Genomic DNA, 25,208 nt, shown 5'->3' on the forward strand with positions numbered 1-25,208 from the left:
GCACAAGGTCCGTTGGTGTTCAGTTGTACTGGCGCGCCCCTCGGGCTGCGGTCACGATGCGTCCGACCGACGGCATGTAGCGTTGCTCAAGGCGGGCCATCGGGATGATCGTGTCGTAGCCGGTGACGCGGGTCACGGGTGCGAGCAGCGAGGATAGTCCGCGCTCGGCGATCATGGCTGCGATCTCCGCGCCAAATCCGCCGGTGTGCGCGGCCTCGTGCACGATGACGCAGCGCCCGGTCTTTGCGACCGACCTCAGCACGGTGTTTTCATCGTAGGGCTTGAGCGTGGCGAGGTCGATAACCTCGGCAGCGATGCTCTCGTCGGCGAGCGCGTCCGCTGCGGCCATCGTTTCCTTCAGCATCGCTCCCCAGCTGATCAGCGTGACGTCGCGACCTTCCCTCTCGACAAAGGCGCGATCCATCGGCAAGGCTTCGCCGTTGTCCTCGACCTCGCCTTTCACGGCGCGGTACAACCGCGTCGGCTCCAGGAACACCACCGGATCTGGATCGCGGATCGCGGCGAGGAGAAGTCCATAGGCGCGTTCCGGCGACGAAGGCATCACGACACGCAAGCCCGGAATGTGGGCCAGCATCGCCTCAGTGCTCTCGGAATGATGCTCGGGTGCGCGAATGCCGGCACCATGCGGCGTCCGCAGGACCATCGGACAAGTGAGCCGTCCCTGGGTACGGTTGCGCAGCCGTGATGCGTGGTTCACCAGCTGATCGAGACAGGGATAAATAAATCCCATGAACTGGATTTCGCCGACGGGCTTCAATCCCTGCGCGGCCATGCCGACACAGAGCCCGCTGATCAGGAGTTCGGCAAGCGGCGTATCAAGAACGCGCTCCGGACCGAAGCGCTCCTGTAAGCCGACGGTTGCGCGGAAGACGCCGCCATTGACGCCGACATCCTCGCCGAGCACGACCACATCAGGATCATCCGCCATGGCGCGGCCGAGAGCCAGATTGATGGCTTCGACCAACGTGACTTCAGGCATCGTCCTCTCCCGCGAGTTCGCGGCGCTGCTCGGCATACGCCTCGGGCAGCTCGGCATAGAGGTTGTCGAACATGGTTTCGGCTTGGCGCGGCGGCGTCTTCAGATAGCGCTCCACCGCCGCTTCGATGCGCTCATGGCACTCGGCGGCAAGCTGTTCCTCGTCCGCCTTGGTCCACATGTTGCGGCCGACGAGATAAGACCTGAGCCGCGCGATCGGCTCTTCCTTCCAATGCGCCTGGACTTCTTCGGCCGAACGATAGCGCAATGCATCATCTGACGTTGTGTGATCGCCGAGCCGATAGGTGACCGCTTCGATGAAGTGAGGGCCGTTGCCGTCGCGGGCAGCGGCAATGGCCTCCTCGGCCGCGGCGCGCATCGCCACCACGTCACTCCCGTCCACCTGCTCGCCGCTGAACCCGGCGCCGATGGCCTTCTGCGCCAGCGTCTCGGACCCCGTCTGCAGCCGCAGCGGCACCGATATGGCCCATTGATTGTTGGTGGCGACGAACACGAGCGGCAATTTGTGAACGCCGGCGAAATTCATGGCCTCGTAGACGTCGCCTTTCGAGGTGGCGCCGTCGCCGAACAAGCAGACGGCCACGCGCGGCTCCTTGCGCAGCTTCAGGGCATAGGCAACACCGGCGGCGTGCGGCGCCTGTGATCCGACGGGAACGCAGAACGGGAAATCGTGGCGCGGACCGGAGAAGTCATTGCCTCGCTCGTCGCCGCCCCAGAACAGCAGGATCTCCTCCAGCTTGACGCCACGCCAAAGCAACGCACCATTGTCGCGATAGGAGGGCAGCAGAACGTCATCTTCCCGCATCGCACTCGCGATGCCGACCGACACCGCCTCCTGGCCGAGCGAAACGGCATAGGTTCCCAGTCGACCAGTGCGCTGCAATGCAACCGCCTTTCGGTCAAACAGGCGCAAGAGCACCATCGACCGGTAAAGTTCGACGAGCAGCCTGGCATCTGTGGCGAAAGCGGGAAGCGGCCGCCCTATCGAGCCGTCGGGCGCGAGATAATTGCGGCGGCGCACCTCAAAGCGCGCAATAACGGGGAGCTCTTCGTTTGCTCTTTTGCTGGCCACGCGCTCATTCCTGGAGCGGTTCTGCCTCCCACATTTAGCTATTTGGTGTTCGAGCCGCGACGATGCAATACCGCGGCAGCTTCGCTCTGGGCCCACGCGTCAGCGGCCGGGTCGTGAGGATCGACCGACAGGATCCGTGGCACAGCGCCGCAACTGCGGTATAAGAGAGCATGGCAAATGGTCAGGTTGTCCTCGTAACAACTGCGCCGTTGGACGGCGGCCCGCCTGTTCGCTCGGTCTTCTTCGTGGCTGAAGGAGACGCGGCAAAGGCCACGGCAATTATTGCGGACATGATGGCCCCGAATGAAACGATCGAAGCGTGGGGGCCGCTTCCCGAAGCAGCTGTCAAGGCGCTCGGGTTGAAACCCGGTGACTACACCCACACCTGACTTGCACCGGATAGCTGTCCGGCGCGCGAAGGTCTGCGGCCGCATCCTTGCGCAGAGGGTGTGATCTTGATGCGGCGCCCTCGCTTACGCGAGGCCACCGCGGTCCCGATCACAACGCGGGGAGCCCTCTTTCTCGAGCAAGGGACATGGCGTAATCTGCAGCGAGCTGCCCTTTGAGACGGGACGGGCCGACGTCGCCGTTTGAAGGAACGGGCAGCGGTCAGGCCGTCGGCAGGCATCGCAGTCTGAAAGCAGCGCCTGCCTTATGGGGCGCTCCCTCAACTTCAACATGAAGCAGGTTGGCCCGCCGCGCGCGCGGCAGACAAGGGCAGTGCTTAACCCTTGGAGGACGACATGGCGACATTCATCTTGAGGATCGACTGGACCGACCAGGGAATTCGTAATGTCAAGGAAGCTCCCAAACGCAGCCGAGCGGCGAAAGAACTCGCCAAGACGCTGGGTGTCGAAATCAAGGAGGTCTATCTCACCTCCGGCGAGCACGACATCCTTCTTCTCGCCGAGGCGCCTCTCGGCGACAACATCACAAAACTCGCGCTGGCCCTCAGTTCTCTGGGAAACATACGGACCTGCACATCACGGGCCTGGCCCGAGGCCGAGTGGACCAAGCTGATATCCGAACTTCCGTAGCGGGATGTCCTTATGGATCTCTGCCCGGTCTGACTGACGGGCGCCGTCGACCTTGATACCCGGCGACCGGCGCGAGCGTGTGTGCGCAGGAACCGAGACTGCTCCTCGTCGTGTGAACGAGTAAAGTACGAGCCGCACGAGGGCGACGGCGGACGTCGTTGCCGGCGGGGCAGCATGCCCTATTTATCCAGCCAGACATCCTCGAAACGCAGATTGTTGTACTGGCTGTTGTCGTGCGGATGGAAATTCTTCACGTAGGGCTGCCAGCAATTGCCGGCCGATGAGTGCAGGATGACCGGCCGTGCAGCATCGTCGACCAGCAGGCGCTCGATGTCGAACACGATCCTGCGGCGCTTGTCCTTGTCGACCTCGCGCGACTGCGCCGCCAGCAGCTTGTCGACCTCGGCATTGCAGTACTGGGTATAGTTGCGCTCGGAGTTGCAGGAATAGTTCTCCACCAGATTGCCGTCGGGATCGTCGACGCTGACGCCGGTGACATTGAGGCCGATGGTGTAGTCCTTGCGCTGCAATCGCGAGTACCAGCGCGGCGTATCCAGAATGTCGAGCTCGGCTGTGATGTAGATCTTCTTGAGCTGGTCGGCGAGGATCACCGCCGGATCGCGATAGGTCGGCAGATTGCGGGTCTGGATCTTGATCGACAGCGGCTTGGCGTCGCTGTAGCCGAGCTTCTGCATGATCGCCTGCGCCTCGGCGAGGTTCTTCTCGGTATCGAGGCCGTAACCCATCAGCGTCGACAAGATCTCCGGCGGCATGCCCCACTCGCCTTCGGGCTTCGCCTGCATCGCCCCGCCGAGCCGGCCGGTGCCTTCGAACAGGATGCTGTTGAAGGCCTTGCGATCCAGCACCAGCGACATCGCCTTGCGGATATCCGGATTGTCGAACGGCGGATTGACGCGGTTGACCAGAAGATTGATCTGCAGGTTGGTCGACGTCATCTCGCAGATCGCGTTCGGCGCCCGCGCCTTGACGTCCTTCATCAGGGGAATGCTGACGTCGGACGGAAAGGTGATGTCATAGTCGCCGGTCGCGAACGCCAGCATGCGGGTGGCGCGGCTGTCGATCGAGCGCACCGTGATCTCGTCGAGATATGGCCGGTCCTTCTTGAAATAATCGGGGTTGCGGATCAGACGAATGGAGTCACCGCGCCGGAACTCGACGAACTTGAACGGCCCGGTGCCGACCGGTTTGGTGCGCATCACCTGCTGCGGCACGTGGCAGGGATAGACCACCGAGAAGGCGCTGGCGAGCAGCGCCAAGAGGCCGGGCTGCGGCTCGGTCAGCTCGAAGGTCGCCTCATCGTCGCCATTGATGCTGACATCCTTGAGCTTCGAGTACCAGACCTTGCGCGGGTTGCGCTTGAAGTCCTGGGTCTCGCTCTTGCCGATCAGCATCCGCCAGGTGCATTGCACGTCCTTGGCGGTGAACGGCTGGCCGTCATGCCACTTCACGCCGTGCCGCAGCCTGAAGGTAAGCTTTGTGTTGGTCGGGTCCCACGACCAGCTCTCGGCGAGATCGGGGATCACGGTGTCGATGCTTTCGTGCACCTTGGCGGGATCGAACACCACGAGGTTGTTGAAGACCGCCGCGAACGGCATCACCGAGGCGATGGTGGATTCCTCGAGCAGCGAGGTCGAGGGCGGATTGTCGTTGTGATAGAGCCGGAGCGTGCCGCCCTTCTTCTGCGCCGATGCAGGGCTCGCGGCGATCGCCGCGATACCCAATGCCACGATGCACGCGGCCAATTTGAACGACATTCCCGCCTCCCGAAATTTCTTGTTGTCGCCGGTTGCAGGCAGTCGAGCACAACACCCCGCCCCTCGCAACGACGCGGGGCCAAGATCATTGCCGGTTGCGCGCAACGCAGAGCGAGACCGGGATGCGCCCCGCAACCTGGACGGCTGGAACAGGCGCCCGGCCATCGCTCGGTCGTCCCGCCCCTCTTTGACGGGCCACTGCATCTCCCGTCACGGGGAATTGGGGTTGGATGCATCCTCGAAATTGGCTACTAGTTTCCGGCCGAGAAACTCGGACCGTCTGAGGACTTGAAATGACCTATTGCTGCGGAATTCTGGTGCGCGACGGGCTCGTCATGATCGCCGATACCCGCACCAATGCCGGCCTCGACAATGTCTCGACCTTCCGCAAGCTGCACATCTTCGAAAAGCCCGGCGAGCGCATCATGGCGATCGCCAGCGCCGGGAATCTGGCGATCAGCCAGTCGGTGCTGTCGACCCTGACCGAAGGCATGGAAAATCCGGACACCGGCGAGCTCGAGACGCTGATGAATGCCCCGACCATGTTCCAGGCGGCGCAGCGGATCGGCCGCGCCATCCGCTCGGTGCACGCGACCGAGGGCGATGCGCTGCGCGCCGAGGACATCTCCTTCGACGTCTCGTTCCTGTTCGGCGGCCAGATCAAGGGCTCGCGGATGCGCCTGTTCATGGTCTACACCGCCGGCAACTTCATCGAATGCACCACCGACACGCCATACCTGCAGATCGGCGAGCACAAATACGGCAAGCCGGTGCTCGACCGCGCCATGCATTACGACGTCGAGCTCTACGAGGCGCTGAAGACCGGGCTGATCTCGATGGATTCGACGATGCGCTCCAATCTCGGCGTCGGCCTGCCGATCGACGTGCTGGTGGTGCGCACGGACGCCTGCGAGGCCGATCTCAACCACCGCATCGAGGCCGGCGAGCCCTATTTCCACGACCTGCGCTCGCGCTGGTCGGCGGCGCTGCGCGCGGCGCACCAGAACATTCCACGCCCACCCTACAAGAACGAAACCGAAGCAAAAACCAAGTAAGAGGAAACTCGGATGACTGAGGCAACCAGCAAGATCGCACTCGTGACCGGCGCCGGCACCGGCGTCGGACGCGCCGCATCGCTCGCTTTGATGGACAAGGGCTACACCGTGGTGCTCGCCGGGCGCCGCATGGAGATGCTGGAAGAGACCGCCAAGCTCGGCCCCGCCGGCAAGAGCCTGTGCGTGTCGGCCGACATGGCCAACCCCGCCGCGATCGCCGCGCTGTTCGACAAGGTGAAGGCGACCTATGGCCGGCTCGACGTGCTGTTCAATAACGCCGGCATGGGCGCGCCGCCGGTGAATTTCGAGGACCTGCCGCTCGAGCAGTGGCAGGCCGTCGTCAACACCAACCTCACCGCGCCGTTCCTGTGCACCCAGCACGCCTTCCGCATCATGAAGGACCAGAAGCCGCGCGGCGGCCGCATCATCAACAACGGCTCGATCTCGGCGCACGCGCCGCGGCCATTCTCGGCCGCCTACACCTCGACCAAGCACGCCATCACCGGCCTGACAAAAGCCTCCAACCTCGACGGCCGCATGTATGACATCGCGGTGGGCCAGGTCGATATCGGCAATGCCGCGACCCCGATGACCGACCGCATGGTCAACGGCCCCGGCGTGCTGCAGCCGGACGGCACCACCAAGCACGAGCCACGCATGGATGCGAAAGCGGTCGGCGACGCCGTCGCCTACATGGCCGGCCTGCCGCTCGACGCCAACGTGCTGTTTATGACTGTGATGGCGACCAAGATGCCGTTCGTCGGGCGGGGCTGATCTTCTCCTTCTCCCTGCTTGCGGCAGGACCATCACGACGGCCGGCCGGGCTTGTCCCGGCCGGCCCGTCGCCGGCGCGCATTGTCAAAATATCGAAAACAACCCCATGCAAAGCAGCCGGCAGCTGCCGGCGTTCGACACGGCGACTTGACACGTCGGGCAAATCAGCGATACTTTTCGATTATTCCGAAATCGTGAGAGCTTGCCCCCGGGCTGATCTTCCCCTTCTCCCCGCGCGCGGGGAGAAGGTCGGGATGAGGGGGAATCTCCACAAGGACGGTGAGAGACAAACTCGCGGAGAGTCCCCCTCACCCGGATTGCTGCGCAATCCGACCTCTCCCCGCAAGCGGGGCGAGGTAAGGGAAGTGCCCTACTCCAGCTTCTCGACGTCCCGCAGCGTCGGGAACAGCTTCATCCAGAGCAGCGCGACCGCGACGGTGGCGATGCCGCCGAGCACGGCCGAGGGCACGGTGCCGAGCAGCGCCGCGGTGACGCCGCTCTCGAACTGGCCGAGCTGGTTAGACGCGTTGATGAACAGGAAATTCACCGCGCCGACGCGGCCGCGCATCTCGTCGGGGGTAGCGAGCTGCACCAGCGAGAAGCGGATCACGACGCTGATCGTGTCGGCGGCGCCGAGCACCGCGAGCGCCAGCGCCGACAGCCACATCCAGTGCGACAGCGCGAACACCACCGTCGCAACGCCGAACACGATCACCGCCTGGAACATGCGCATGCCGACGCGGCGGTTGATGGTGTGCCGCGCCAGCACGATCGTCATCAACAGCGCGCCGACCGCGGGCGCAGCGCGCAGGATTCCGAGGCCGAGCGGACCGGCTTGCAGGATGTCGCGCGCATAGATCGGCAGCAGCGCGGTGACGCCGCCGAACAGCACCGCGAACAGATCGAGCGAGATGGTGCCGAGGATCGCCGGATTGCTGCGAACGAAGGTGACGCCGGCAAACAGATCGTCCGACGACCCGCCGTTCTTCACCGGTGCCTGCTGCAGCCGGCCGATGCCGCCGGTCAGGAGCGCGCCGAACAGCCAGAACACCATCATGATGCCGTAGGGCGCGCTCGGCATCAGCGCATAGGCGAAGCCGCCGAGCGCGGGTCCGGTGATGGTCGCGACCTGCGCCGCGCCGCTCGAGATCGCGGTCGCCCGCTGCAGCGAGCCATGCGGCGCGATCAGCGGCAACAGCGCGGCGGTCGCCGGGCTCTCGAACGCGCCGGCGATCCCGAGCACGAAGGTCGCGACGAAGATCTGGATCTCGGAGATGGTGCCGGCAAAGGTGCTTCCGGCGAGAAACAATGCGGTCAAGGCTTCCGCCACCTGGCAGACCTGCACGACGCGCTTGCGCTCGAAGCGGTCGGCGGCATGACCGGCGACGAACACCAGGAGCGCCGTCGGCAGAAACTGCACCAGTCCGACCATGCCGAGGTCGAACGCGCTGCCGGTCAGATCATAGATCTGCCAGCCGATCGCCACCGCGCCGATCTGGCTGGAGAAGCGCGACAGGCTGCGCGACGACAAGAAGAACAGGAACGGTCTGTGGCCGAGCAGATCGCGGGCGCCGGCCGGCGTGACGGAGGACATGGAAGATTGCGTGACCGAGCGCCTGCAACTTGTCAATGGCAGGAGAGAGAACGCGCAACAGCATTGCACTGCGCGAGGCCCCTGCCCATAATCCCGCGAAGGTTTTGGGGGCGTGATGCTGCAGTTGCAATCGGCGTTCGGCGTGGTGGCGTTGCTCTTGATCGCCTGGGCGCTGAGCGAGAATCGCCTGAAGGTGTCGCTGCGGCAGGCGGCGATCGGGCTTGCCGTCACGATCGTCACGGCGCTGGTGCTGATCAAGGTGCCGCTGGTGACGCGGGCTTTCGGCGCGATCAATGACGCCGTCGGCACGATCGCGGCCGCGACGCGCGCCGGCACCGCCTTCGTGTTCGGCTATGTCGGCGGCGGCCCGGCGCCATTCGATCTCAAGGCGCCCGGCTCGGATTTCATCCTCGCCTTCCAGGCGCTGCCGATCGTGCTGGTCATGAGCGTGCTGACGACGCTGTTGTTCTATTGGCGCGTGCTGCCGCCTATCGTGCGCGGCATGGCCTGGCTGCTCGAGCGCACACTCGGCGTCGGCGGCGCGGTCGGGCTCTCGACCGCGGCCAATATCTTTCTCGGCATGGTTGAAGCGCCGCTCTTCATCCGCCCCTATCTGGCGCAGCTGACCCGCAGCGAATTGTTTCTGGTGATGACCGGCGGCATGGCCGGGATCGCCGGCACGGTGCTGGTGCTGTACGCCACGCTGCTGGCGCCGCTGATCCCGGATGCGGCCGCGCATTTCGTCATCGCCTCGGTGCTCGGCGCGCCGGCCGCGATCCTGGTCAGCCTGATCATGGTGCCGGAAACGTCGGACAAGCGCACCGGCGGATCGCTCGACAATCCCGACATCCAGGTATCGTCGACGATGGACGCCATCGTGAAGGGCACGGCAGCCGGGCTCGAGCTCTTGATGAACATCATCGCGATGCTCTTGGTGCTGGTCGCGCTGGTGTATCTGGCGAACGCGATCATCGGCCTGCTGCCGGAGATCGGCGGCGCGAAGATATCGCTGCAGCGCCTGCTCGGCTACGTCATGGCGCCGGTGTGCTGGCTGATGGGCCTGCCCTGGCCGCAGGCGATCACGGCGGGAAGCCTGATGGGCACCAAGACCGTGCTGAACGAGTTGATCGCCTATGTCGACCTGTCGAAGCTCGGCCCCGACGCGCTCGATCCGCGCTCGCGGCTGATCATGCTCTACGCGATGTGCGGCTTCGCCAACTTCGCCAGCCTCGGCATCATGATCGGCGGCCTCGGCATCATGGCGCCCGAGCGGCGCGACGAGATCAACGCCCTCGGACTGAAGTCGATCGTCTCAGGCACGCTGACGACCTTCCTGATGGGCGCGATCGTGGGGATGCTGACGCAGCCGTAGTCGCAGTAGCCCGGATGGAGCCAACGGGTCGCGCGAACGCGCGCCCGATGACAGGCTCCGCGCAATTCGGGGCGGTGCTGACGCGGTGAAGCTCCCTGTCAAGCGGATCATTGTTGGGCCGGCCGACGGCGCGGACGAACGTAGCCGCGCATTGAGCCGTCGCTTGCAATAACGCGATGACAGGGGATCGATGGGTCGTAATTCGTGCGCATTATGGCACCAACCGCGCGTGCAGCTCTCGGATTGCCGGCTTTAGCAGCGACAGCTTTGTACGTCATGGCCTTCCCCTTTGGGATCTTGCGCACGATGTCGCGGACCTTATCTGAAAACGTTTTCATAGGCCGAGTGTAGCACGTTTCTCAGAAGGTTTTCGCCTTTTTACTTGCGGTTGGAACGAGCGCGTCGCGTTGGCACGGAAGATTCGACCGGACGTGCCGGTGTTAGTTTCGAAGTGCGCGCCGCCGTCTTAACATTGTGGGCAGCTATTGGCCCCTAGCGTCGTTTGCCGCGCAGTGCCGGCGTGGACGCAAACGGAGCATTGCGGACATCGACCGGCGGCTCCGCCCGATGCGATTCGACGTGAATGACCCATTGCAGAAATGGCCTGACTTGGCCATCGGCCGCTGCGGTGGATTTTTCCCCCTCCCTGACGGCTCGCCAATTTGATATAAAATACCGGCCCGCAGTGAGTGGGTAACATCGCGCTTCGTCCGTGGACGTTTGGCTCCACTCGGAGGAGAGCATCATGGGACATCGCAAATCCAAGGGCGTGACGATTGACGCCGACGTGGTCGCCGGAAACGGATTGCTTGACCGACGCGTTTTCCTGGGCGGCGCCGCCATGGCGGCAGCAACCGGAGGCATTACGTTCCCGGACACGGCAGCGGGCGGTCCGTTGCCGGTTGAATCTTGGATGAAGACGCCGGGCGCGCCATTCGTCCCCTATGGGGCAACCGTCTGAATACGAAAATAAGGTCGTGCGAACCTTCACGACGGCCCCGGGCACCACCGGCACCGGCACGTCGCGAACACCTCATCATCTGCTCAATGGGATGATCACGCCGAACGGCCTGCATTTCGAACGCCACCACAGCGGAATTCCCGACATCAACCCCGATGCCCACAGATTGGTCATCCACGGCCTGGTCAAGCGCTCACTCGTCTTCACGCTCGATGAGCTCACGCGTTATCCAATGGAGTCACGGATCGCCTTCATCGAATGCGGCGGCAACGGCCAACTGCTTTATCAGAAGGAGCCCGCGCAAGTCGGAGTTCAGCAGATGCAGGGTCAAGTCTCCTGCGCCGAGTGGACGGGTGTCAAGCTGGCGGCCCTGCTGCAGGAAGCTGGCGTCGACCCGAAAGCGAAGTGGATTCTGGCGGAAGGTGCCGACGCCGCCGGCATGAGCCGCAGTCTGCCGCTCGCAGAGATCATGCAGGATGCATTGATTGCGTTGTACCAGAACGGCGAGCGCGTGCGGCCGGCGAATGGCTATCCCATGCGGCTGCTGCTCCCGGGATTCGAAGGCAACATGAACGTGAAATGGCTTCGGCGCATCAAGCTCACCGAAGGCCCAACAATGACCAAGGACGAGACGTCGAAATACACGATCACGATGCCTGACGGCAAATCGCTCCAATTCGTTTTTCCGCAGGAAGGCAAGTCGGTGATCACGCGTCCGTCGCCGGGACTCACGATGAAGGAACCGGGCGTCTACGAGATTACAGGGCTCGCCTGGTCGGGCTACGGCAAGATCGCCAAGGTCGAAATCTCGGCCGATGGCGGCAAGAGTTGGGCTCCCGCAGCTCTGCAGGAGCCGGTGCTGTCGAAGGCGTTGACGCGTTTCAGCATGGCGTGGCGCTGGAACGGCGGCCCCGCTGTCCTGCAAAGCCGCGCGACCGACGACATAGGCTACGTCCAGCCGACGCGCGAGAAAATGATCGCTGATCGTGGAAGCAGGACGATCTACCACTCCAATGCGGTCACGACGTGGGGCGTGTCCGAGAAGGGAGAGGTGAAGCATGTCTACGCATAACTCTGCTCTGGCTGCCGCCTGCGCACTTGGCTTATTTTCATCTGCGGCGCTGGCCGACAGCCCGAACCTCGGGAAGGTCATAACTCCCGAGGAAGTCGCCCCGTGGGACATCAGCATAAGTCCTGACGGCGCCGGTCTGCCGCCCGGCAGCGGGACACCAAAGCAGGGTGAGGCCGTGTACGCGTCGAAGTGCCTCGCCTGTCACGGCGAAAAGGGAGCGGGCAAACCGAACGATGCAGTGGTGGGCGGGATCGGGTCGCTTGTCGGAGACAAACCTGCCATGAAGACGGTCGGAAGCTTCTGGCCCTATGCCACAACAATTTTCGATTACGTTCGGCGGGCAATGCCTTACAACGAATCGAAAACGCTGACCAATGACGAACTCTACGCAGTGGCCGCCTATATCCTGCAGCTCAACGGCATCATCGGAGAGAACGAGACGATGAATGCCCAGACGCTGCCGAAGGTACGTATGCCGAATCGGGATGGCTTTGTGACATTCGTCCCGGCAAAGCCGAAGTAGGTGATCGCAGTAGTTCCTTCAATGCACCTGCGGCGGTCCGCCATGAGAACGTATGCCGCCTTCGATGTCGTGGGATTCTGCGCTGCCGCAGCCGAGGTGATCGAGTGAGGCATTGCAGCCCGCGTGCGTCTTTTGCTGCGGCGCATGAGTCCGTTTGTGGCCCATCGCGACATCTTGCGTTGCCGCACGAACTTGGTCGCTATCGGGGCAAAGCGGACGTAGAGTCACACCGACGGTTTTATGGGTACACGGCCTGGAAAATCGTCATGCCCGGGCTTGACCCGGGCATCCATCGACCAAGGAGAATCTTTGGAAGCAGGATGGATGGCCGGGTCAAGCCCGGCCATGACGACTGCGCTAGAGCCTACGCCTTCAGCTCCACCGTCTTGAACTCGGCCGGCAGGATCACCTCCAGCAGTTCGACGTCGTCGGAGTAGTCCAGGATCATGTGCCGGATGCGCGGCGGCTGGGTCCAGGCGCTGCCTTGCTGCATCAGCGTCTCGCCCTCGCCTTCCATGTAGGTCTTCACCCAGCCCTTGAGCACATAGACCATCTGGAAGTCGATATCGTGGAAGTGCAGCTTCGACACTTCATCGGGATTGCACGGTCCCTGCAGCCGGATGACGTGTGCCTGTGCCAGGCCATGCGAGGCGGCGGCGATGCCGAGGTCGCGGTATTTGGCGTAGGCGCGCAGCCCGTCGGCCTTGAAGTCCTCTTCGCGGTGATGGCTGATCGCGACGCGCTGTTTCGGCCGCGCCTTGGTTGCAGCTTTCGGCGCACTCTTCTTGGCCGCCGAGACGCGGCCTTTCGACTTGATGGTCTTGCGCGCGGACGATTTCGCGGACGTCTTCTTGGCGCCGGCGCCGAGCCCCGACCACTTCTTCCTCACCGCGGTCTTGGCGGCCGATCTTGATGCCGTCTTCTTGGCCATTGTTCGCCTCCCGTCTTTTTGTGACGGAGGAAGGCTAACACAAGTCGCGCGCCGCGAGGCGAGCAAAGGCGCACACCGCGCTTTTGCCCCCTTGCCCGCTCAATGCAGCCGGAACACGCCGTCGACGGCGCGCAGCTCGGCCGGCTTGACCAGCTTGGAATGCGCCACCGTCACCGAAAACAGCGGGCCTTCGAGCTTCGCCTGCCAGAACGCGAGGAAATCCTGCAGCGCCGGGAATTTCGGAAACAGGTCGTAGTTCTGCCAGACATAGGTCTGCAGCAACGAGGGGTGATCCGGCATCCGATAGAGGATTTGCGCCGTCGTCAGCCCGTACCCCAGCAACTGCTTCCGGAAATCGTCGGAAACAACCCCACCAACTCGCGAGACCATGCCAACCTCCTGTGACGGAGCGCATTCACGTGGTGGCCGACCTCCCCCGCCGGACCACCGGCAATGGATGCGCTCACATGAGAGAAATGTGACGCACGCGACTAACCCATCTCAAGCCTAAATGTTTAATAGGTTGTTGAAATTTCTTGCGTTGGCAGCAGCTTACCGCATCTGCTAATAGCCCCGGCGACCCCTCCCGGGCGGCATTAAGGATGCCGAAATGATCTCGGCATCTTTTGGCAGGCGGCACTCACGAGTGCCAATTTTTCTGCTAGAGGCACTTGCCCGCCGCCAAGGCTTGGCCTATCTCCTGCCCAGTCAGTCTGGCACTCGCTGGACTGGACTGCTAACTCTCCAAAAATCTACAGCATATGCAAACGTTTAGGAGGACTGCATGAAATTCCGTCCGCTTCACGACCGCGTCGTGGTCAAGCGTATCGACGCCGAAGAGAAGACCGCTGGCGGCATCATCATTCCGGACAGTGCCAAGGAAAAGCCCTCGCAGGGCGAAGTCACCGCCGTCGGCCCGGGCGGCCGCGACGAAGCTGGCAAGCTGATCCCGATCGACCTCAAGGTCGGCGACCGCGTCCTGTTCGGCAAGTGGTCGGGCACCGAGGTCAAGATCGACGGTGAAGACCTGCTGATCATGAAGGAAAGCGACATCATGGGCGTGCTCGACGTCCCCGCTTCCAAGAAGAAGGCGGCCTAAGCGCCTCCCCCCTCCCCAAGATTCCTCCAGGATCAAACATTCCAAGGAAAAATTCAGATGGCAGCTAAAGAAGTCAAATTCTCCGTCGATGCGCGCGACAAGATGCTGCGCGGCGTCGACATCCTCGCCAATGCGGTGAAGGTCACTCTCGGCCCGAAGGGCCGCAACGTCGTGCTCGAGAAGTCGTTCGGCGCTCCCCGCATCACCAAGGACGGCGTCACCGTCGCCAAGGAGATCGAGCTCGAGGACAAGTTCGAGAACATGGGCGCCCAGATGGTGCGCGAAGTCGCCTCCAAGTCCGCTGACGCGGCCGGCGACGGCACCACCACGGCGACCGTGCTCGCCCAGGCGATCGTGCGTGAGGGCGCCAAGTCGGTTGCCGCCGGCATGAACCCGATGGACCTGAAGCGCGGCATCGACCTCGCGGTCGAAGCCGTCGTTGCGGACCTCCAGAAGAACTCGAAGAAGGTCACCTCGAACGAGGAGATCGCCCAGGTCGGCACCATTTCGGCCAACGGCGATGCCGAGATCGGCAAGTTCCTCGCCGACGCCATGAAGAAGGTCGGCAACGAGGGCGTGATCACGGTCGAGGAAGCCAAGTCGCTCGAGACCGAACTCGACGTCGTCGAGGGCATGCAGTTCGACCGCGGCTACATCTCGCCCTACTTCGTCACCAACGCCGACAAGATGCGCGTTGAAATGGACGACGCCTACATCCTCATCAACGAGAAGAAGCTCTCCTCGCTGAACGAGCTGCTGCCGCTGCTCGAGGCCGTGGTGCAGACCGGCAAGCCGCTGGTCATCGTCGCCGAAGACGTCGAAGGCGAAGCCCTCGCCACCCTCGTCGTCAACCGCCTGCGTGGCGGCCTGAAGGTCGCGGCCGTCAAGGCTCCGGGCTTCGGCGATCGCCGCAAGGCCATGCTGCAGGACATCGCGATCCTGACCGGCGGCCAGGCCATCTCGGAAGACCTCGGCATCAAGCTCGAGAACGTCACGCTGCAGATGCTCGGTCGCGCCAAGAAGGTGATGATCGACAAGGAGAACACCACGATCGTCAACGGCGCCGGCAAGAAGGCCGACATCGACGCCCGCGTTGCCCAGATCAAGGCGCAGATCGAGGAGACCACCTCGGACTACGACCGTGAGAAGCTGCAGGAGCGTCTCGCCAAGCTCGCAGGCGGCGTCGCGGTGATCCGCGTCGGCGGCGCGACCGAGGTCGAGGTGAAGGAGCGCAAGGATCGCGTTGATGACGCGATGCACGCGACCCGCGCGGCTGTCGAGGAAGGCATCGTCCCGGGCGGCGGCGTCGCCCTGCTCCGTGCCTCCGAGCAGCTCAAGGGCCTGCGCACCAAGAACGACGACCAGAAGACCGGCGTCGAGATCGTGCGCAAGGCGCTGTCGTCTCCCGCTCGCCAGATCGCGATCAACGCCGGTGAAGACGGTTCGGTGATCGTCGGCAAGATCCTGGAGAACAAGGCCTACAATTACGGCTTCGACTCCCAGACCGGCGACTATGCCGACCTCGTCAAGAAGGGCATCATCGACCCGACCAAGGTCGTCCGCACCGCGATCCAGAACGCTGCCTCGGTTGCCGCGCTCCTGATCACCACGGAAGCGATGGTTGCCGAGCTGCCGAAGAAGAACGCCGGCGGCCCCGCGATGCCTCCGGGCGGCGGCATGGGCGGCATGGACTTCTAAGCGACGAAGTCGTCCCGGACGCGGTGCAGCGCAAAGCGGTGCACCGCAGAGCCGGGATCTCGCTCAGCGAAAACGAAATGCAAAACCCCGGCAGCGATGCCGGGGTTTTTGTTTGGGGCAAGCTCGCTTACCGCAGCGCGGCCAGTGCGGATATTTGCACAACCTCACGCTGATGCAGGAGCCTCACGCGGCTCTCAGCATGCACGTTATGCACAACACTCTCCGTAAATATACGTTGGTCTGAGTTGACAATTTCAAAAAAAATTCGCGCGAGAGTCGCAAACCGAACCGACACTGTCGACTTCGTCCCGCACAGTAAGCTCGGGACGAGATCGAACTTCACTCTCAAAAATCTGAATCGAGCACGGAGCGTCAGCTCCCGTGACGCGGGCAAGCGTCGCGGAGAATGCTCTCACTTGCGAGGGAGGCAATGCGGTGAGCGAAAGCGAAGAGGTTCTCTGCCAAGCCGCCTGAAGAAGCGGCGTTGAAGTCACATCGAGGATTCGTTCAAGGAGGGACCTGGCCGGTTGGAAGAAGCCCAGTGACGAGAGCGTGCAGCCCCCACTGCCGATGCTCCGTCAAACGCCGCAGGTGCGCGATGCCCCCCAACTACCCCGCGCACCGATCTGGGGCCAATCCAACCGGCCGGACTATTTCTGCAAGGCAAAAGGCAAAAAGCAAAAGGCAATATGGGAAGGAGGCGCTCATGGGCATGGTGATGGTCAGATGTCCGCAAACCGGACACGCGATTTCCACCGGAATCAAGACCGATCGCGAGAGCTTTCGACGCAGTACCGTGTTCTTCGCGCGCACGCCCTGTCCGTTTTGCCGCGCGGATCACGCCTGGTTTGCGCGGGACGCCTGGGTCGATGAGCCGAGCATCCGCGTGCGGCGACGCCGCGGCGGCGGTTCGCCGGCCTGACAATGGCCACCACTATTGACGACCGCGATGGAGGGACACCATGGCGCATGTGCAGATCTCGACGGAAACGTCTGCCTGGCTGCTGCAGGCCAAGGACTTTCTCGATGAGGCACGACGGCTGAAGCCCGGCCCGAAGCGCAATGAGTTGCGCGAGACCGCAAAGGTGCTGCGCGAGATCGCGAAGCTCGAAGGGGTATCCTCGCCTGCACGGGAGCTTGATCGGCGGCCAGGAAGCTGATCGCACCAGAGAACGCGCTCACACGGCGTCGTCCGCCTCGATTTCCGGGATGCGCGGATCGTTGGCGGGCGCCATTCCGCGCGTTCGAACCTTGTCGCCCGAGAAGATCTCCTCGGCCTCGAGACGCATGACGCGATGGCATTCGCACGTCGCCGCCAAGAGCCGCGCCTGGTCGATCTCGATCCGGCCTCGTTGATCCGACCTGATCGCGCCGCGCTTGCGCAGGTTGCCCATCAGCAAGGTCACCGTCGTTCGTCGTACGCCGAGGATTTGCGACAGCGCGTGCTGGGTCAGCGGGAGGACGTCACTGTCGACGCGGTCGCGAAGCTGAAGCAGCCAGCGCGCCATCCGCGCCTCGACCGGGTGGAGCGCATTGCAGGCGGAGCCGAGCTGAAACTGGATCAGCATCGACCTGACGTGCTTCTGGATCGCCTGCCGAATCCCGGGACTGCGGCCGAAAGCGGCATGAAAGCGCGCCGCCGGGACCCGCGAGGCGGTACCAGCCGCACGAACGACGGCGGTAATGCCCGAAGGCGAGGCTCCGAGAACCGACAGACTGCCCACGGCCCCTTCGCATCCGACCACACCGGTCGCGACCGTCTGCCCGTCCGCCATGTCGATCATCAACAGGATCGCGCCGCTGTGGGGAAAGAAGACGTAGTCGATCTCGTCACCGGCGCGCGCCAGGACCGCATCCTGTTCGAGCGCGACAGTCTCAAGTTCCGGTTTCAGGAGGTCCAGATCCGCCGGCGACAATGTCGCGAGAAGGCGATTACGAGTTCCGCCGGAAATGCTCACCTGCGGCAACGTCATCAATGGTCGCACGGCTTACTCACTCGAACACAGGATCAAAAACAAATTCCAAACGTTTGACCGCAAGGCGGAATTCTCTGCAGCGGCGTCCTTAAAGTTAGATGCAAATGCGCCGCCGGGCGCAATAGCAAAATGCGCATCGTCGCACCGTAGAACTTCGGGAACCCAACAGTTCCAGTTTCGCATCGCTAGCGCCGCGCGCGACGTCCGAACCTGCTCTTTCACCATCTGCGCGGGCGTGGGGCGGACGCGGTGTGACCGCGCCGCTGCGGCAACCGTCAGGACGCGCGCGAGTGGCGGTCCGGCCACGCCTGCATGAGCAGTTCCTGCGCATCCTTGATTTCGGCAAGATCGAGCGCCGCATCGAAGCCGGCGAGCACCGGCGCCAGCAATTGAGATATCTCCTCTGCCCGGCCGCTGCGGCTGTAAAGACGTGCAAGTCCCAGCGCGCCGCGCAGCTCGAACGTCCTGGTCTGCTGCCTTCGCGCGATCTCGAGGGCGCGATGGAAGGCATCCTCCGCGCCGGAAATGTCAGGGCTGTGGCGGCGCGACCGCAGTTCGCCCTGCACGCGGTATAGCTCGGCATCCAGCCAGTGCTGCCCGGACTGCTCCGTCGCGTCGATCAACTCATCGATGATGTCGAGCCCGGCATCGACATGCCCGGCCTCCGCATGCGCCACAGCGATCTGCAATCCCCAGAACGGTTCACAGAGGTAGCAGTCGTTCTCGTGAAGCAACGTCCAGCCACGCTGCATCTCCGCGAGACCTGCGGCCCGGTCGCCGGCACGCCACTTCTCCAGACCATTGAGATAGGTGCCGGCGGCGACATAGAGCGGCATCGTGTGATCCTGCGCCAGGCCCAAGGCAAGGATCGTCTCGGTCTGGCGCAACCTGCTGCCGCACAGCCCGTCGAAGACCGCCTTGTGAACCAGCGCATTGGCGCGCGCGAGCGCGCGCTGTTTTCCGGCGACGTTCACCGCTGCGCCCGCGAGCTGCCGGGCCCGATCGATCTCGCCACGCGGCCAAAGCACCAGGGCGAGAAATCTCATGATGACGAACGGCAAGTCGAGCGTCGACGCCTTGAAGGTTGCCGGATCCGGCTCGGTCGCATAGGCCGCGAAGGCCTGCTCGAGATGGATGCCCGCGTTCACGTACTCGCCCGCGAACCAGGAGGTCACCCCGCTGGCCCAGCGCGCGACGATTGTCGCCACCGGCGAATCCGGATGCCGCTCCGCTGCGCCCATGATCGCCTCCGCCAATTCTCGCATCGGCGCGAGCTCGCCGTGGGTCAAGCAGGCGTTGAAAAGGCCCGACTGGATCGGCGCCAGCTCGATTGGATCATCGATGTCAGAGGCGAACTGCCGGGCGCGCGTCCAGGCGGAGACCGTCTCGGGGGCGCTGTGCCCAAGACTGCCCCGCAGCGCGCGGCCGTAGGCGATTTGCAGATGGAGCCGGCCGATCATCCGATCCGGCTCGTCGGGCAGCTCATCGGCGATCGCGACCGCCTTGCCGAGATGCGCGATCGCCTCGCAATAGGCGGAGCGCTTCAGTGCCTGCTGACCGGCCTTGCGCCACCACGCCAGCGCGGTCTCGCCGAGCCCTGCCTCGGTGAAATGGTAGGCAACGACTTCCGGCTCGATCTCGGCCATCTCGGCAAACTTGTCGCGCAACACATCGCCGATATGCTTGTGAAGCAATTGCCGTCGGCTCTTGAGCAAGCTCTCGTAAGCCGCTTCCTGAACCAACGCATGCTTGAAGCTGTAGCTTGCATCCGGCGGCACGCCCCGGCGCAGCAGCAACTCGGCCTCTTCGAGCTGGGCAAGCGCCGCGGCAAGCGTCAGATCATCGCGCCCGGCCACGCTGCGCAGCAGCGCATATGAGAACTCACGGCCGATCGCTGCACCGATCTGCGCCACCTCCTTGACCGGCGCCAGGCGGTCGAGCCGGGCCATCAGCGAGTCCTGCAGCGTCGCCGGGATCGCCAGCGGCGGCAGCGGATTGTCGAGGCGATAGCGCCCGGCGTTCTCGACCAGCAGCCCCGACTCCATGACCATCTTGGTCAGCTCCTCGACGAACAGCGGGACACCGTCCGTCCGCTCGACGATCTGCGTCATCATCTCGCCGGGCAGCAACCGGCCGACGGTCACCTGCTCGATCAGCGCGCGCGTGTCCTGCCGGTCGAGCCGATCGAGCCGCAGCAGGCTGACATTGGCGAGCCCCGCCCATGGCGGCTCGAACTCCGGCCTGAACGTCATGAGCATGAGGATCGGCAGTCCCCTGATCCGGTCGACCGCGAGGTCGAGCAGTTCGAGCGACGTGGCATCGGCCCAATGCACGTCTTCGCAGACGACAAGCACCGGCTGCTGCCGGGCAAGGCCCTCGAGCTGGTCGAGCAGCGCTGCGAATGTCTGCCGCCGCTGCTGTGCCGGGCTGAGGCCGAGCGGCGGATAGCGCTCGCCGGTCGGGATCGAGAGCAGCGCTGCGATCAGCGGTGTCACGGTGGGCACGTGCTGCGTGCCGAGCGCCAGCATGGCCTCAAGCTTGTCCAGCTTCTGCTCCGGCGCATCCTCCGACCTGATGCCGGCGGCACGCTCGAGCTGGGCGACAAAGGGGTGCAGCGCGCTGTTGGTGTGATAGGGCGAGCACTGATACCGCACACGGCGGTGTGTCCCGGGCGCCAGGCTGTCGGAGAGCATCGCCACGATGCGCGATTTGCCGATACCCGCTTCGCCCGATATCAGCACCGCCTGGCCCTGGCCCTGCCACGCCAGCTGCTGGCGCGACAACGCAAATTCGATCTCCGCCTCGCGGCCGACGAAGCCGATCGAGCGCGCGGTGCGCACCGCCTCGAAACGGCTTTCCGATGCCGGCTCGCCTTCGACGGCCCACACCGCGATCGGCTCCGAGATGCCCTTGACCTCGCGGCGGCCGAGGTTGCGAAGCGTGAACAGGTTGCCAAGCAGCCGCCGGGTCGAGGCCGCCACGACCACCACGCCCGGCTCCGCCAGGCTCTGCAGCCGCGCCGCGATGTTCGGCGCATCGCCGACCAGCGCCTGCTCCTCCGACGCGCCGCCGGAGACGAGGTCGCCGACCACGACGAGCCCGCTCGCGATCGCGATCCGAACCGCAACGCCCTCTTTCGCGCGGGTCTCGAGCTTGCCGATTGCGGCGATGACATCGAGGCCGGCGCGCACCGCGCGCTCCGCATCGTCCTCGTGGGCACGGGGATAGCCGAAATAAGCAAGGATCCCGTCGCCGATAAATCTGGCAACGGCGCCGTCGTATGTCGTGATCACCTGCGCACAGGCTGCGCGATAGGCGCGGATCACCTCCCACATGTCCTCGGGATCGAGACGCGCCGACAAGGCCGTCGAGCCGACCAGGTCGCAGAACATCACGGTGAGATGGCGGCGCTCGGCATCGTGCGGTGAAACCGGCGCGGCGATCAGTTCGGCTCGATTGAGATCGGCGATCGCACGCAGCATCTTGCGGCGATGGCCGAGCAGGACGCCGAGCCTGTCGAAGTCTTCATCCGTCAATTCGGGAAGAACGCCAAGGTCGATGCCGTTCTCGGCAAAACGCAGCGCGTATTGCCCAAGTCCCAGCTTCTCGAGCCATTCCGCAATCTGCTGCATTGGCTTCACCGACGGGTTGACGGCTGGCCGAATGGACCACGGTGCGCAAACGTTATCGCAATCTGCCCGGGGTGGCACCTCTGTTTTGCGGCGTGGCGCAGGACATGCGAATTGTGGCCGTGGCGGTGCCCCGTTACAGCCGTCTGCACGTTAACATTCGTACGGGTGCCGGCGGTCCGTCCGGGCGAAAAAATCGAAGGGCCGCCCGTGGGCGGCCCTTCTTGTCTTACGCGCTCTCGGGCGCCTTGAGGCGGACCAGCTTGGTCAGGAGCGCATCGAGGCCCTGACCCTCGCCCGCATGCAGGTCGATGCGGCCGACCTTCTCGACCAGACGCTCGAGCGACTCCAGCTCCTTGAGCCGCAGCAGCAGAGGGTTCTCCTCCATCAGCCTGGCGGTGTTCAGGAGCGAACGCGTCGCCGCGGTCTCCTCCTGGCGGCGGATCAGGTTGGCCTTCGCCACCCGCTCCGCCTCCACCACCTTGTTGACCAGCTCGCGGATCTCGCCGGGCAGGATCACGTCCTTCACGCCGAGTTCGGTGACCTCGACGCCGCTGTCCGCGACACGATCGCGGACATAGTCGCGAAGCTCCGTATCGAGCGCCGCCTTCGCAGACAGCACCTCGTCCAGCGTGCGGCCGGCCACCGCCTCGCGGATCGCGAACTGCACCAGGCGGTACAGCCACGCATCCACGTCGGGCACCATGGCCACGACCCGCTCGGGATCGACGATCCGGCGGAACGCGGTCAGCGTCACGCGCAGCGCGATGCGATCCTTGGTCAGCATCTCCTGCGCCGTGATCTCGACCGCCTGGGGACGCAGGTCGAGGCGCTTGACCTCGATTTTGCGACCCGCGATCCAGAACGCGTGCCGGCCGGGCGCGAGCCGCTCGACCAGCTTGCCCTCGACCGTGAGCAGACCGGCCTCGTGGTTCTCGACCACCGCCTCGGTGATGACGCCGGCCCGGTTGGGCTGGATCATCGCGAGGTGGCGTGCCGTGACCCTGGGATCGCTGCTGACGTCGATGCGCTCGACCTCGACCGACGTCGCGACCTTCCAGTACACGCGCGTCTGCCAGGGCGTCATCAGTTGCACGGGACGGCCGTCGAGGCTGACGATCGCGATCTCGTTCGCGCGGGTTTCGATCGCCTCGAACAGCTCGTCGGCAAGATCAGGGCGCGCGGCCTTGATCACCGCGAAGCGATCCGCGGGGAATTCGGTCCGCACGACGCTGAACAGCTCGGCCTTGAGCTGATGCAGGGGATCGAACAGGCGGTGACGTCCGGGCGCGAGCACCTGCTCGAGCCGGCCGTCGCGCATCAGCAACGCGCGCTCGCCATCCTTCACCGTCAACTTGGTCGTCAGGAAGTGCCAGGTCATGACACGCCTCCATCGTTGCTCTCAGGCCCATGGGCCGAAGAGCGGGTTTCATTTTGCAAAGGACGTGAGGACGCGAACGCGGCTTCCTGTCAGCCAAGCGGGCCGTGGCTTAAGGCTTGCGCGATGACGGACGCACGCGCGCGTTCGCGCGACGAGTGTCGCGCGGCCGTGCGGAGCCACCCGGCATCAGCGCAAGCGGTATCCACCGCGGCGCAAAGCCGGTCTCACAGTGTCGATGTTCGGACGAAATGCCTTGCGGCAGGACGGCCGGACTGCGACTGAAGCGCGCGTCCGGTCCCCTTCAGAGGTGTCAGCTTTTCAGGCTGAACGGAGCGCTTGGAGCGGGAATTGAACCCGCGACACGATGAGTATCATTCACCTGCTCTAACCAACTGAGCTATCCTTTGTGAGAGACCGGATTCGAACCGATACCTTCGGGATTTCATCCCCGACGCTCGCCCATGAGCTTCATCTCGCGATCTTCATTTCGGCGGAACACGACACCGCAAAGCGGCTCGCGCCGGTCGGGATCTCAACGAGCCCGAACCCGTGGCCGAAGCGAAGGAGCGGGCTAATAGACGAAGCACGTCCGGGTTGCAAGGGGGCTGCGTGTGATTTTTTCATGACGGGGCGGCGCTGTGACCCAGGCGTCGCAGCACGTCCCGTCATTGCGAGGGCGCGTCACCCCCTCTGCGCGGCATCCTGGAAGCAGGCGCGCAGCCAGTCGATGGTGACGCGCGTCGCCGCATCGCGCTTGAGATGGTTTTGCACCAGGAGCCAGACGTCGCGCCGCTTCGGCAGCAGCGTGGCGCGCAGACGGCGATCGGTCAGCAGGTCGGCACAGCTGTGCTCCGGCAACACGCCGACCGCGTGATGCGACTGGATGAGCGTGTGGATGATACGGACATTGTCGGTCACGCAGCGTGCGCGAAGTCGCTTCGTGCGCAGGAACTGCATTTCCGGAATCCCTCCGAGCTCGTCGGGATAGGCGCACAGCATCGCTTCTCCCGCCGTTGTCGCGGCCGGCTCGAAGAAATACGACCTGACCTCGGCGAGCTTCGAGATCGCAAAGTCGCCCTTGTCGGGCTTGCGCAGGCGGATCGCGAGATCGGCCTCCCAGCGCGAGAATTTTACATTGTCGCTCGACGTCAGAAACTGCAGCGTCAGGCCCGGATGGGCGCGCAGGAATTCACTTGCGCGCGGCGCCAGCACCTCCTCGGCGATCGCACTGGTGGAGGCGATGCGCAGCCGCCCGACCGGACCAGGCAGGCTTTCGCCGATCCGGCCGATTTCCTCGGCATGCGCCGCCATCGCCTGGATATGCGCGAGCACCATGTCGCACTGCCGGGTCGGCTTGCGGACGCCATCGACGGCCTCGAACAGGCGCAAGCCGAGCGCGCGCTCGATCCGCGCCAGCCTGCGCCCGACCGTCGTCTCGTCGATGCGCAGCCGCGCGCTGGCGCCGGCGTAAGTGCCCTCGTCCCTGACCGCCGCGATGATGCGAAGATCGTCCCAGTTCATGGCGGCAGGCTACATCGCGCGGCGGCTGCCTGCAATAACGCAGCCACAGGCTGCAATATCCCTGCATAACAGCAGGCCGATCCCGGGCTATGTTTTCGGCGACACATCCGCTGGAGAACGACCATGACGTCAGCCAAGACATTGATGCAGCTTGCCGGTATCGACCTCACCCCGCCCCGCCTCGGCGACAGCTGCCTGGTGCTGATCGATATCCAGAACGAATATCTTGCAGGTCCGCTGGCGCTGCCCGACGCCAACCCGGCGGTTGCGCGCGCCACCGCCTTGCTGTCCCGCGCGCGGGAAAGCGGCGCCGCGATCGTCCACATCGCGCACAAGGGCCAGCCGGGCAGCCTGTTCGATCGCAGCGCGGAGCGTGGCGCGATCGTCGCACCGCTGGCACCGCGGCCGGGCGAGATCGTGATCGAGAAGCAATTGCCGAACGCATTCGCCGGCACCGATCTGAATACCCAGCTTGCCGCGACCGGCCGCAAGGACCTGGTGCTCGCCGGCTTCATGACGCATATGTGCGTGAGCTCGACCGCCCGCGCCGCGCTCGATCTCGGCTTCCGCACCACGATCGACGCCGACAGCTGCGCCACCCGCGACCTGCCCGACGGCGTCGGCGGCACGATTGCCGCGAGGCTCATTCACGACGTCGCGCTCGCCGAACTGTCCGACCGCTTCGCGATCATCGCCCGCGGCAACGCGCTCGCCTGAGGG

Annotated in this window: 24 protein-coding genes and 2 tRNA genes; 13 read left to right on the forward strand and 13 right to left on the reverse strand. The window is 64.4% G+C overall.

Annotated elements, in window-relative coordinates:
• Positions 1 to 19: 19 nt before the first annotated feature.
• Both ACE10X_RS27375 and pdhA read right to left on the reverse strand, forming a co-directional pair.
• On the reverse strand, positions 20 to 1,000 hold the full coding sequence (locus ACE10X_RS27375) for an alpha-ketoacid dehydrogenase subunit beta (RefSeq protein WP_375763102.1): 981 nt from the start codon (positions 998 to 1,000) through the stop codon (positions 20 to 22).
• Positions 993 to 2,090, reverse strand: coding sequence for a pyruvate dehydrogenase (acetyl-transferring) E1 component subunit alpha (gene pdhA / locus ACE10X_RS27380; RefSeq protein WP_375763103.1), 1,098 nt, complete (start codon positions 2,088 to 2,090; stop codon positions 993 to 995). The genes ACE10X_RS27375 and pdhA overlap by 8 nt, the downstream gene beginning before the upstream one ends.
• A gap of 170 nt (positions 2,091 to 2,260) precedes the next feature.
• Here pdhA and ACE10X_RS27385 point away from each other — a divergent pair, with 170 nt between their 5' ends.
• Together ACE10X_RS27385 and ACE10X_RS27390 are read left to right on the forward strand one after the other, a co-directional pair.
• On the forward strand, positions 2,261 to 2,479 hold the full coding sequence (locus ACE10X_RS27385; RefSeq protein ID WP_028342900.1) for a hypothetical protein: 219 nt from the start codon (positions 2,261 to 2,263) through the stop codon (positions 2,477 to 2,479).
• Positions 2,480 to 2,833: 354 nt separating this feature from the next.
• A complete protein-coding gene (locus ACE10X_RS27390; RefSeq protein ID WP_026192964.1) occupies positions 2,834 to 3,127 on the forward strand; it encodes a GYD domain-containing protein in 294 nt (97 codons plus the stop codon).
• A gap of 179 nt (positions 3,128 to 3,306) precedes the next feature.
• Here the strand turns inward: ACE10X_RS27390 and ACE10X_RS27395 are convergent, their stop codons facing one another.
• On the reverse strand, positions 3,307 to 4,902 hold the full coding sequence (locus ACE10X_RS27395; protein WP_375763104.1) for an ABC transporter substrate-binding protein: 1,596 nt from the start codon (positions 4,900 to 4,902) through the stop codon (positions 3,307 to 3,309).
• Between the two features lie 293 nt (positions 4,903 to 5,195).
• Here ACE10X_RS27395 and ACE10X_RS27400 point away from each other — a divergent pair, with 293 nt between their 5' ends.
• Both ACE10X_RS27400 and ACE10X_RS27405 read left to right on the forward strand, forming a co-directional pair.
• Complete coding sequence (locus ACE10X_RS27400; RefSeq protein WP_016846384.1) at positions 5,196 to 5,957, forward strand: peptidase; 762 nt, start codon at positions 5,196 to 5,198, stop codon at positions 5,955 to 5,957.
• A 12-nt stretch (positions 5,958 to 5,969) separates the two neighbouring features.
• Positions 5,970 to 6,731, forward strand: a complete 762-nt coding sequence (locus tag ACE10X_RS27405) for an SDR family oxidoreductase (protein WP_137479991.1) — start codon at positions 5,970 to 5,972, stop codon at positions 6,729 to 6,731.
• 370 nt (positions 6,732 to 7,101) lie between these two features.
• Here the strand turns inward: ACE10X_RS27405 and ACE10X_RS27410 are convergent, their stop codons facing one another.
• Complete coding sequence (locus tag ACE10X_RS27410; RefSeq protein ID WP_375763105.1) at positions 7,102 to 8,325, reverse strand: MFS transporter; 1,224 nt, start codon at positions 8,323 to 8,325, stop codon at positions 7,102 to 7,104.
• 115 nt (positions 8,326 to 8,440) lie between these two features.
• On the opposite strand from ACE10X_RS27410, the gene ACE10X_RS27415 reads away from it, so the two are divergent.
• Positions 8,441 to 9,697 (forward strand): NupC/NupG family nucleoside CNT transporter, encoded by a 1,257-nt coding sequence (locus ACE10X_RS27415; protein WP_375763106.1) that lies wholly within the window; start codon positions 8,441 to 8,443, stop codon positions 9,695 to 9,697.
• Between the two features lie 107 nt (positions 9,698 to 9,804).
• Here ACE10X_RS27415 and ACE10X_RS27420 read toward each other — a convergent pair whose 3' ends face one another.
• Complete coding sequence (locus tag ACE10X_RS27420; RefSeq protein WP_080583257.1) at positions 9,805 to 10,035, reverse strand: MGMT family protein; 231 nt, start codon at positions 10,033 to 10,035, stop codon at positions 9,805 to 9,807.
• Between the two features lie 407 nt (positions 10,036 to 10,442).
• Here ACE10X_RS27420 and ACE10X_RS27425 point away from each other — a divergent pair, with 407 nt between their 5' ends.
• From ACE10X_RS27425 to ACE10X_RS27435, 3 genes are read left to right on the forward strand one after another with little or no spacing between them, the layout of a single operon-like run.
• Complete coding sequence (locus tag ACE10X_RS27425; RefSeq protein WP_375763107.1) at positions 10,443 to 10,658, forward strand: hypothetical protein; 216 nt, start codon at positions 10,443 to 10,445, stop codon at positions 10,656 to 10,658.
• A 16-nt stretch (positions 10,659 to 10,674) separates the two neighbouring features.
• Entirely contained in the window at positions 10,675 to 11,730 is a 1,056-nt protein-coding gene (gene soxC, locus ACE10X_RS27430) for a sulfite dehydrogenase (RefSeq protein ID WP_375763108.1), read from the forward strand.
• Entirely contained in the window at positions 11,717 to 12,253 is a 537-nt protein-coding gene (locus tag ACE10X_RS27435) for a c-type cytochrome (protein ID WP_375763109.1), read from the forward strand. The genes soxC and ACE10X_RS27435 overlap by 14 nt, the downstream gene beginning before the upstream one ends.
• Before the next feature lie 364 nt (positions 12,254 to 12,617).
• Here the strand turns inward: ACE10X_RS27435 and ACE10X_RS27440 are convergent, their stop codons facing one another.
• Entirely contained in the window at positions 12,618 to 13,184 is a 567-nt protein-coding gene (locus ACE10X_RS27440) for a cupin (protein ID WP_375763110.1), read from the reverse strand.
• A gap of 99 nt (positions 13,185 to 13,283) precedes the next feature.
• Positions 13,284 to 13,574 (reverse strand): usg protein, encoded by a 291-nt coding sequence (locus ACE10X_RS27445; RefSeq protein ID WP_026192965.1) that lies wholly within the window; start codon positions 13,572 to 13,574, stop codon positions 13,284 to 13,286.
• Positions 13,575 to 13,968: 394 nt separating this feature from the next.
• Here ACE10X_RS27445 and ACE10X_RS27450 point away from each other — a divergent pair, with 394 nt between their 5' ends.
• The 4 genes from ACE10X_RS27450 (at position 13,969) to ACE10X_RS27465 (ending at position 17,141) form a co-directional block, all read left to right on the forward strand.
• A complete protein-coding gene (locus ACE10X_RS27450) occupies positions 13,969 to 14,283 on the forward strand; it encodes a co-chaperone GroES (RefSeq protein WP_038383333.1) in 315 nt (104 codons plus the stop codon).
• Between the two features lie 57 nt (positions 14,284 to 14,340).
• Positions 14,341 to 15,981, forward strand: a complete 1,641-nt coding sequence (groL, locus tag ACE10X_RS27455) for a chaperonin GroEL (protein ID WP_223976311.1) — start codon at positions 14,341 to 14,343, stop codon at positions 15,979 to 15,981.
• A gap of 706 nt (positions 15,982 to 16,687) precedes the next feature.
• Positions 16,688 to 16,903, forward strand: a complete 216-nt coding sequence (locus ACE10X_RS27460; protein ID WP_016840464.1) for a hypothetical protein — start codon at positions 16,688 to 16,690, stop codon at positions 16,901 to 16,903.
• A 40-nt stretch (positions 16,904 to 16,943) separates the two neighbouring features.
• Positions 16,944 to 17,141 carry a hypothetical protein gene (locus tag ACE10X_RS27465; RefSeq protein WP_375763111.1) on the forward strand — a complete coding sequence of 66 codons (198 nt, stop codon included), beginning with the start codon at positions 16,944 to 16,946 and terminating at the stop codon, positions 17,139 to 17,141.
• Positions 17,142 to 17,159: 18 nt separating this feature from the next.
• Here ACE10X_RS27465 and ACE10X_RS27470 read toward each other — a convergent pair whose 3' ends face one another.
• The 6 genes from ACE10X_RS27470 to ACE10X_RS27495 all read right to left on the reverse strand — a co-directional run bounded on the left by ACE10X_RS27470 (position 17,160) and on the right by ACE10X_RS27495 (position 24,488).
• A complete protein-coding gene (locus ACE10X_RS27470; protein WP_375763112.1) occupies positions 17,160 to 17,954 on the reverse strand; it encodes a Crp/Fnr family transcriptional regulator in 795 nt (264 codons plus the stop codon).
• Positions 17,955 to 18,232: 278 nt separating this feature from the next.
• On the reverse strand, positions 18,233 to 21,589 hold the full coding sequence (locus ACE10X_RS27475) for an adenylate/guanylate cyclase domain-containing protein (protein ID WP_375763113.1): 3,357 nt from the start codon (positions 21,587 to 21,589) through the stop codon (positions 18,233 to 18,235).
• Positions 21,590 to 21,815: 226 nt separating this feature from the next.
• Positions 21,816 to 22,967 carry an SPFH domain-containing protein gene (locus ACE10X_RS27480; protein ID WP_375763114.1) on the reverse strand — a complete coding sequence of 384 codons (1,152 nt, stop codon included), beginning with the start codon at positions 22,965 to 22,967 and terminating at the stop codon, positions 21,816 to 21,818.
• Between the two features lie 336 nt (positions 22,968 to 23,303).
• Positions 23,304 to 23,370 (reverse strand) — tRNA-Ile (locus tag ACE10X_RS27485).
• 2 nt (positions 23,371 to 23,372) lie between these two features.
• Positions 23,373 to 23,444, reverse strand: a tRNA-Phe gene (locus tag ACE10X_RS27490).
• A gap of 204 nt (positions 23,445 to 23,648) precedes the next feature.
• Positions 23,649 to 24,488: a LysR family transcriptional regulator gene (locus ACE10X_RS27495; protein WP_038388305.1), complete on the reverse strand. Its 840-nt coding sequence runs from the start codon at positions 24,486 to 24,488 to the stop codon at positions 23,649 to 23,651.
• Between the two features lie 123 nt (positions 24,489 to 24,611).
• On the opposite strand from ACE10X_RS27495, the gene ACE10X_RS27500 reads away from it, so the two are divergent.
• Positions 24,612 to 25,205, forward strand: a complete 594-nt coding sequence (locus ACE10X_RS27500) for a cysteine hydrolase family protein (protein WP_375763115.1) — start codon at positions 24,612 to 24,614, stop codon at positions 25,203 to 25,205.
• The last annotated feature ends 3 nt before the right edge of the window (positions 25,206 to 25,208 follow it).

The sequence above is a fragment of the Bradyrhizobium sp. Pha-3 genome (genome assembly GCF_042258325.1).
GTDB lineage: Bacteria > Pseudomonadota > Alphaproteobacteria > Rhizobiales > Xanthobacteraceae > Bradyrhizobium > Bradyrhizobium elkanii.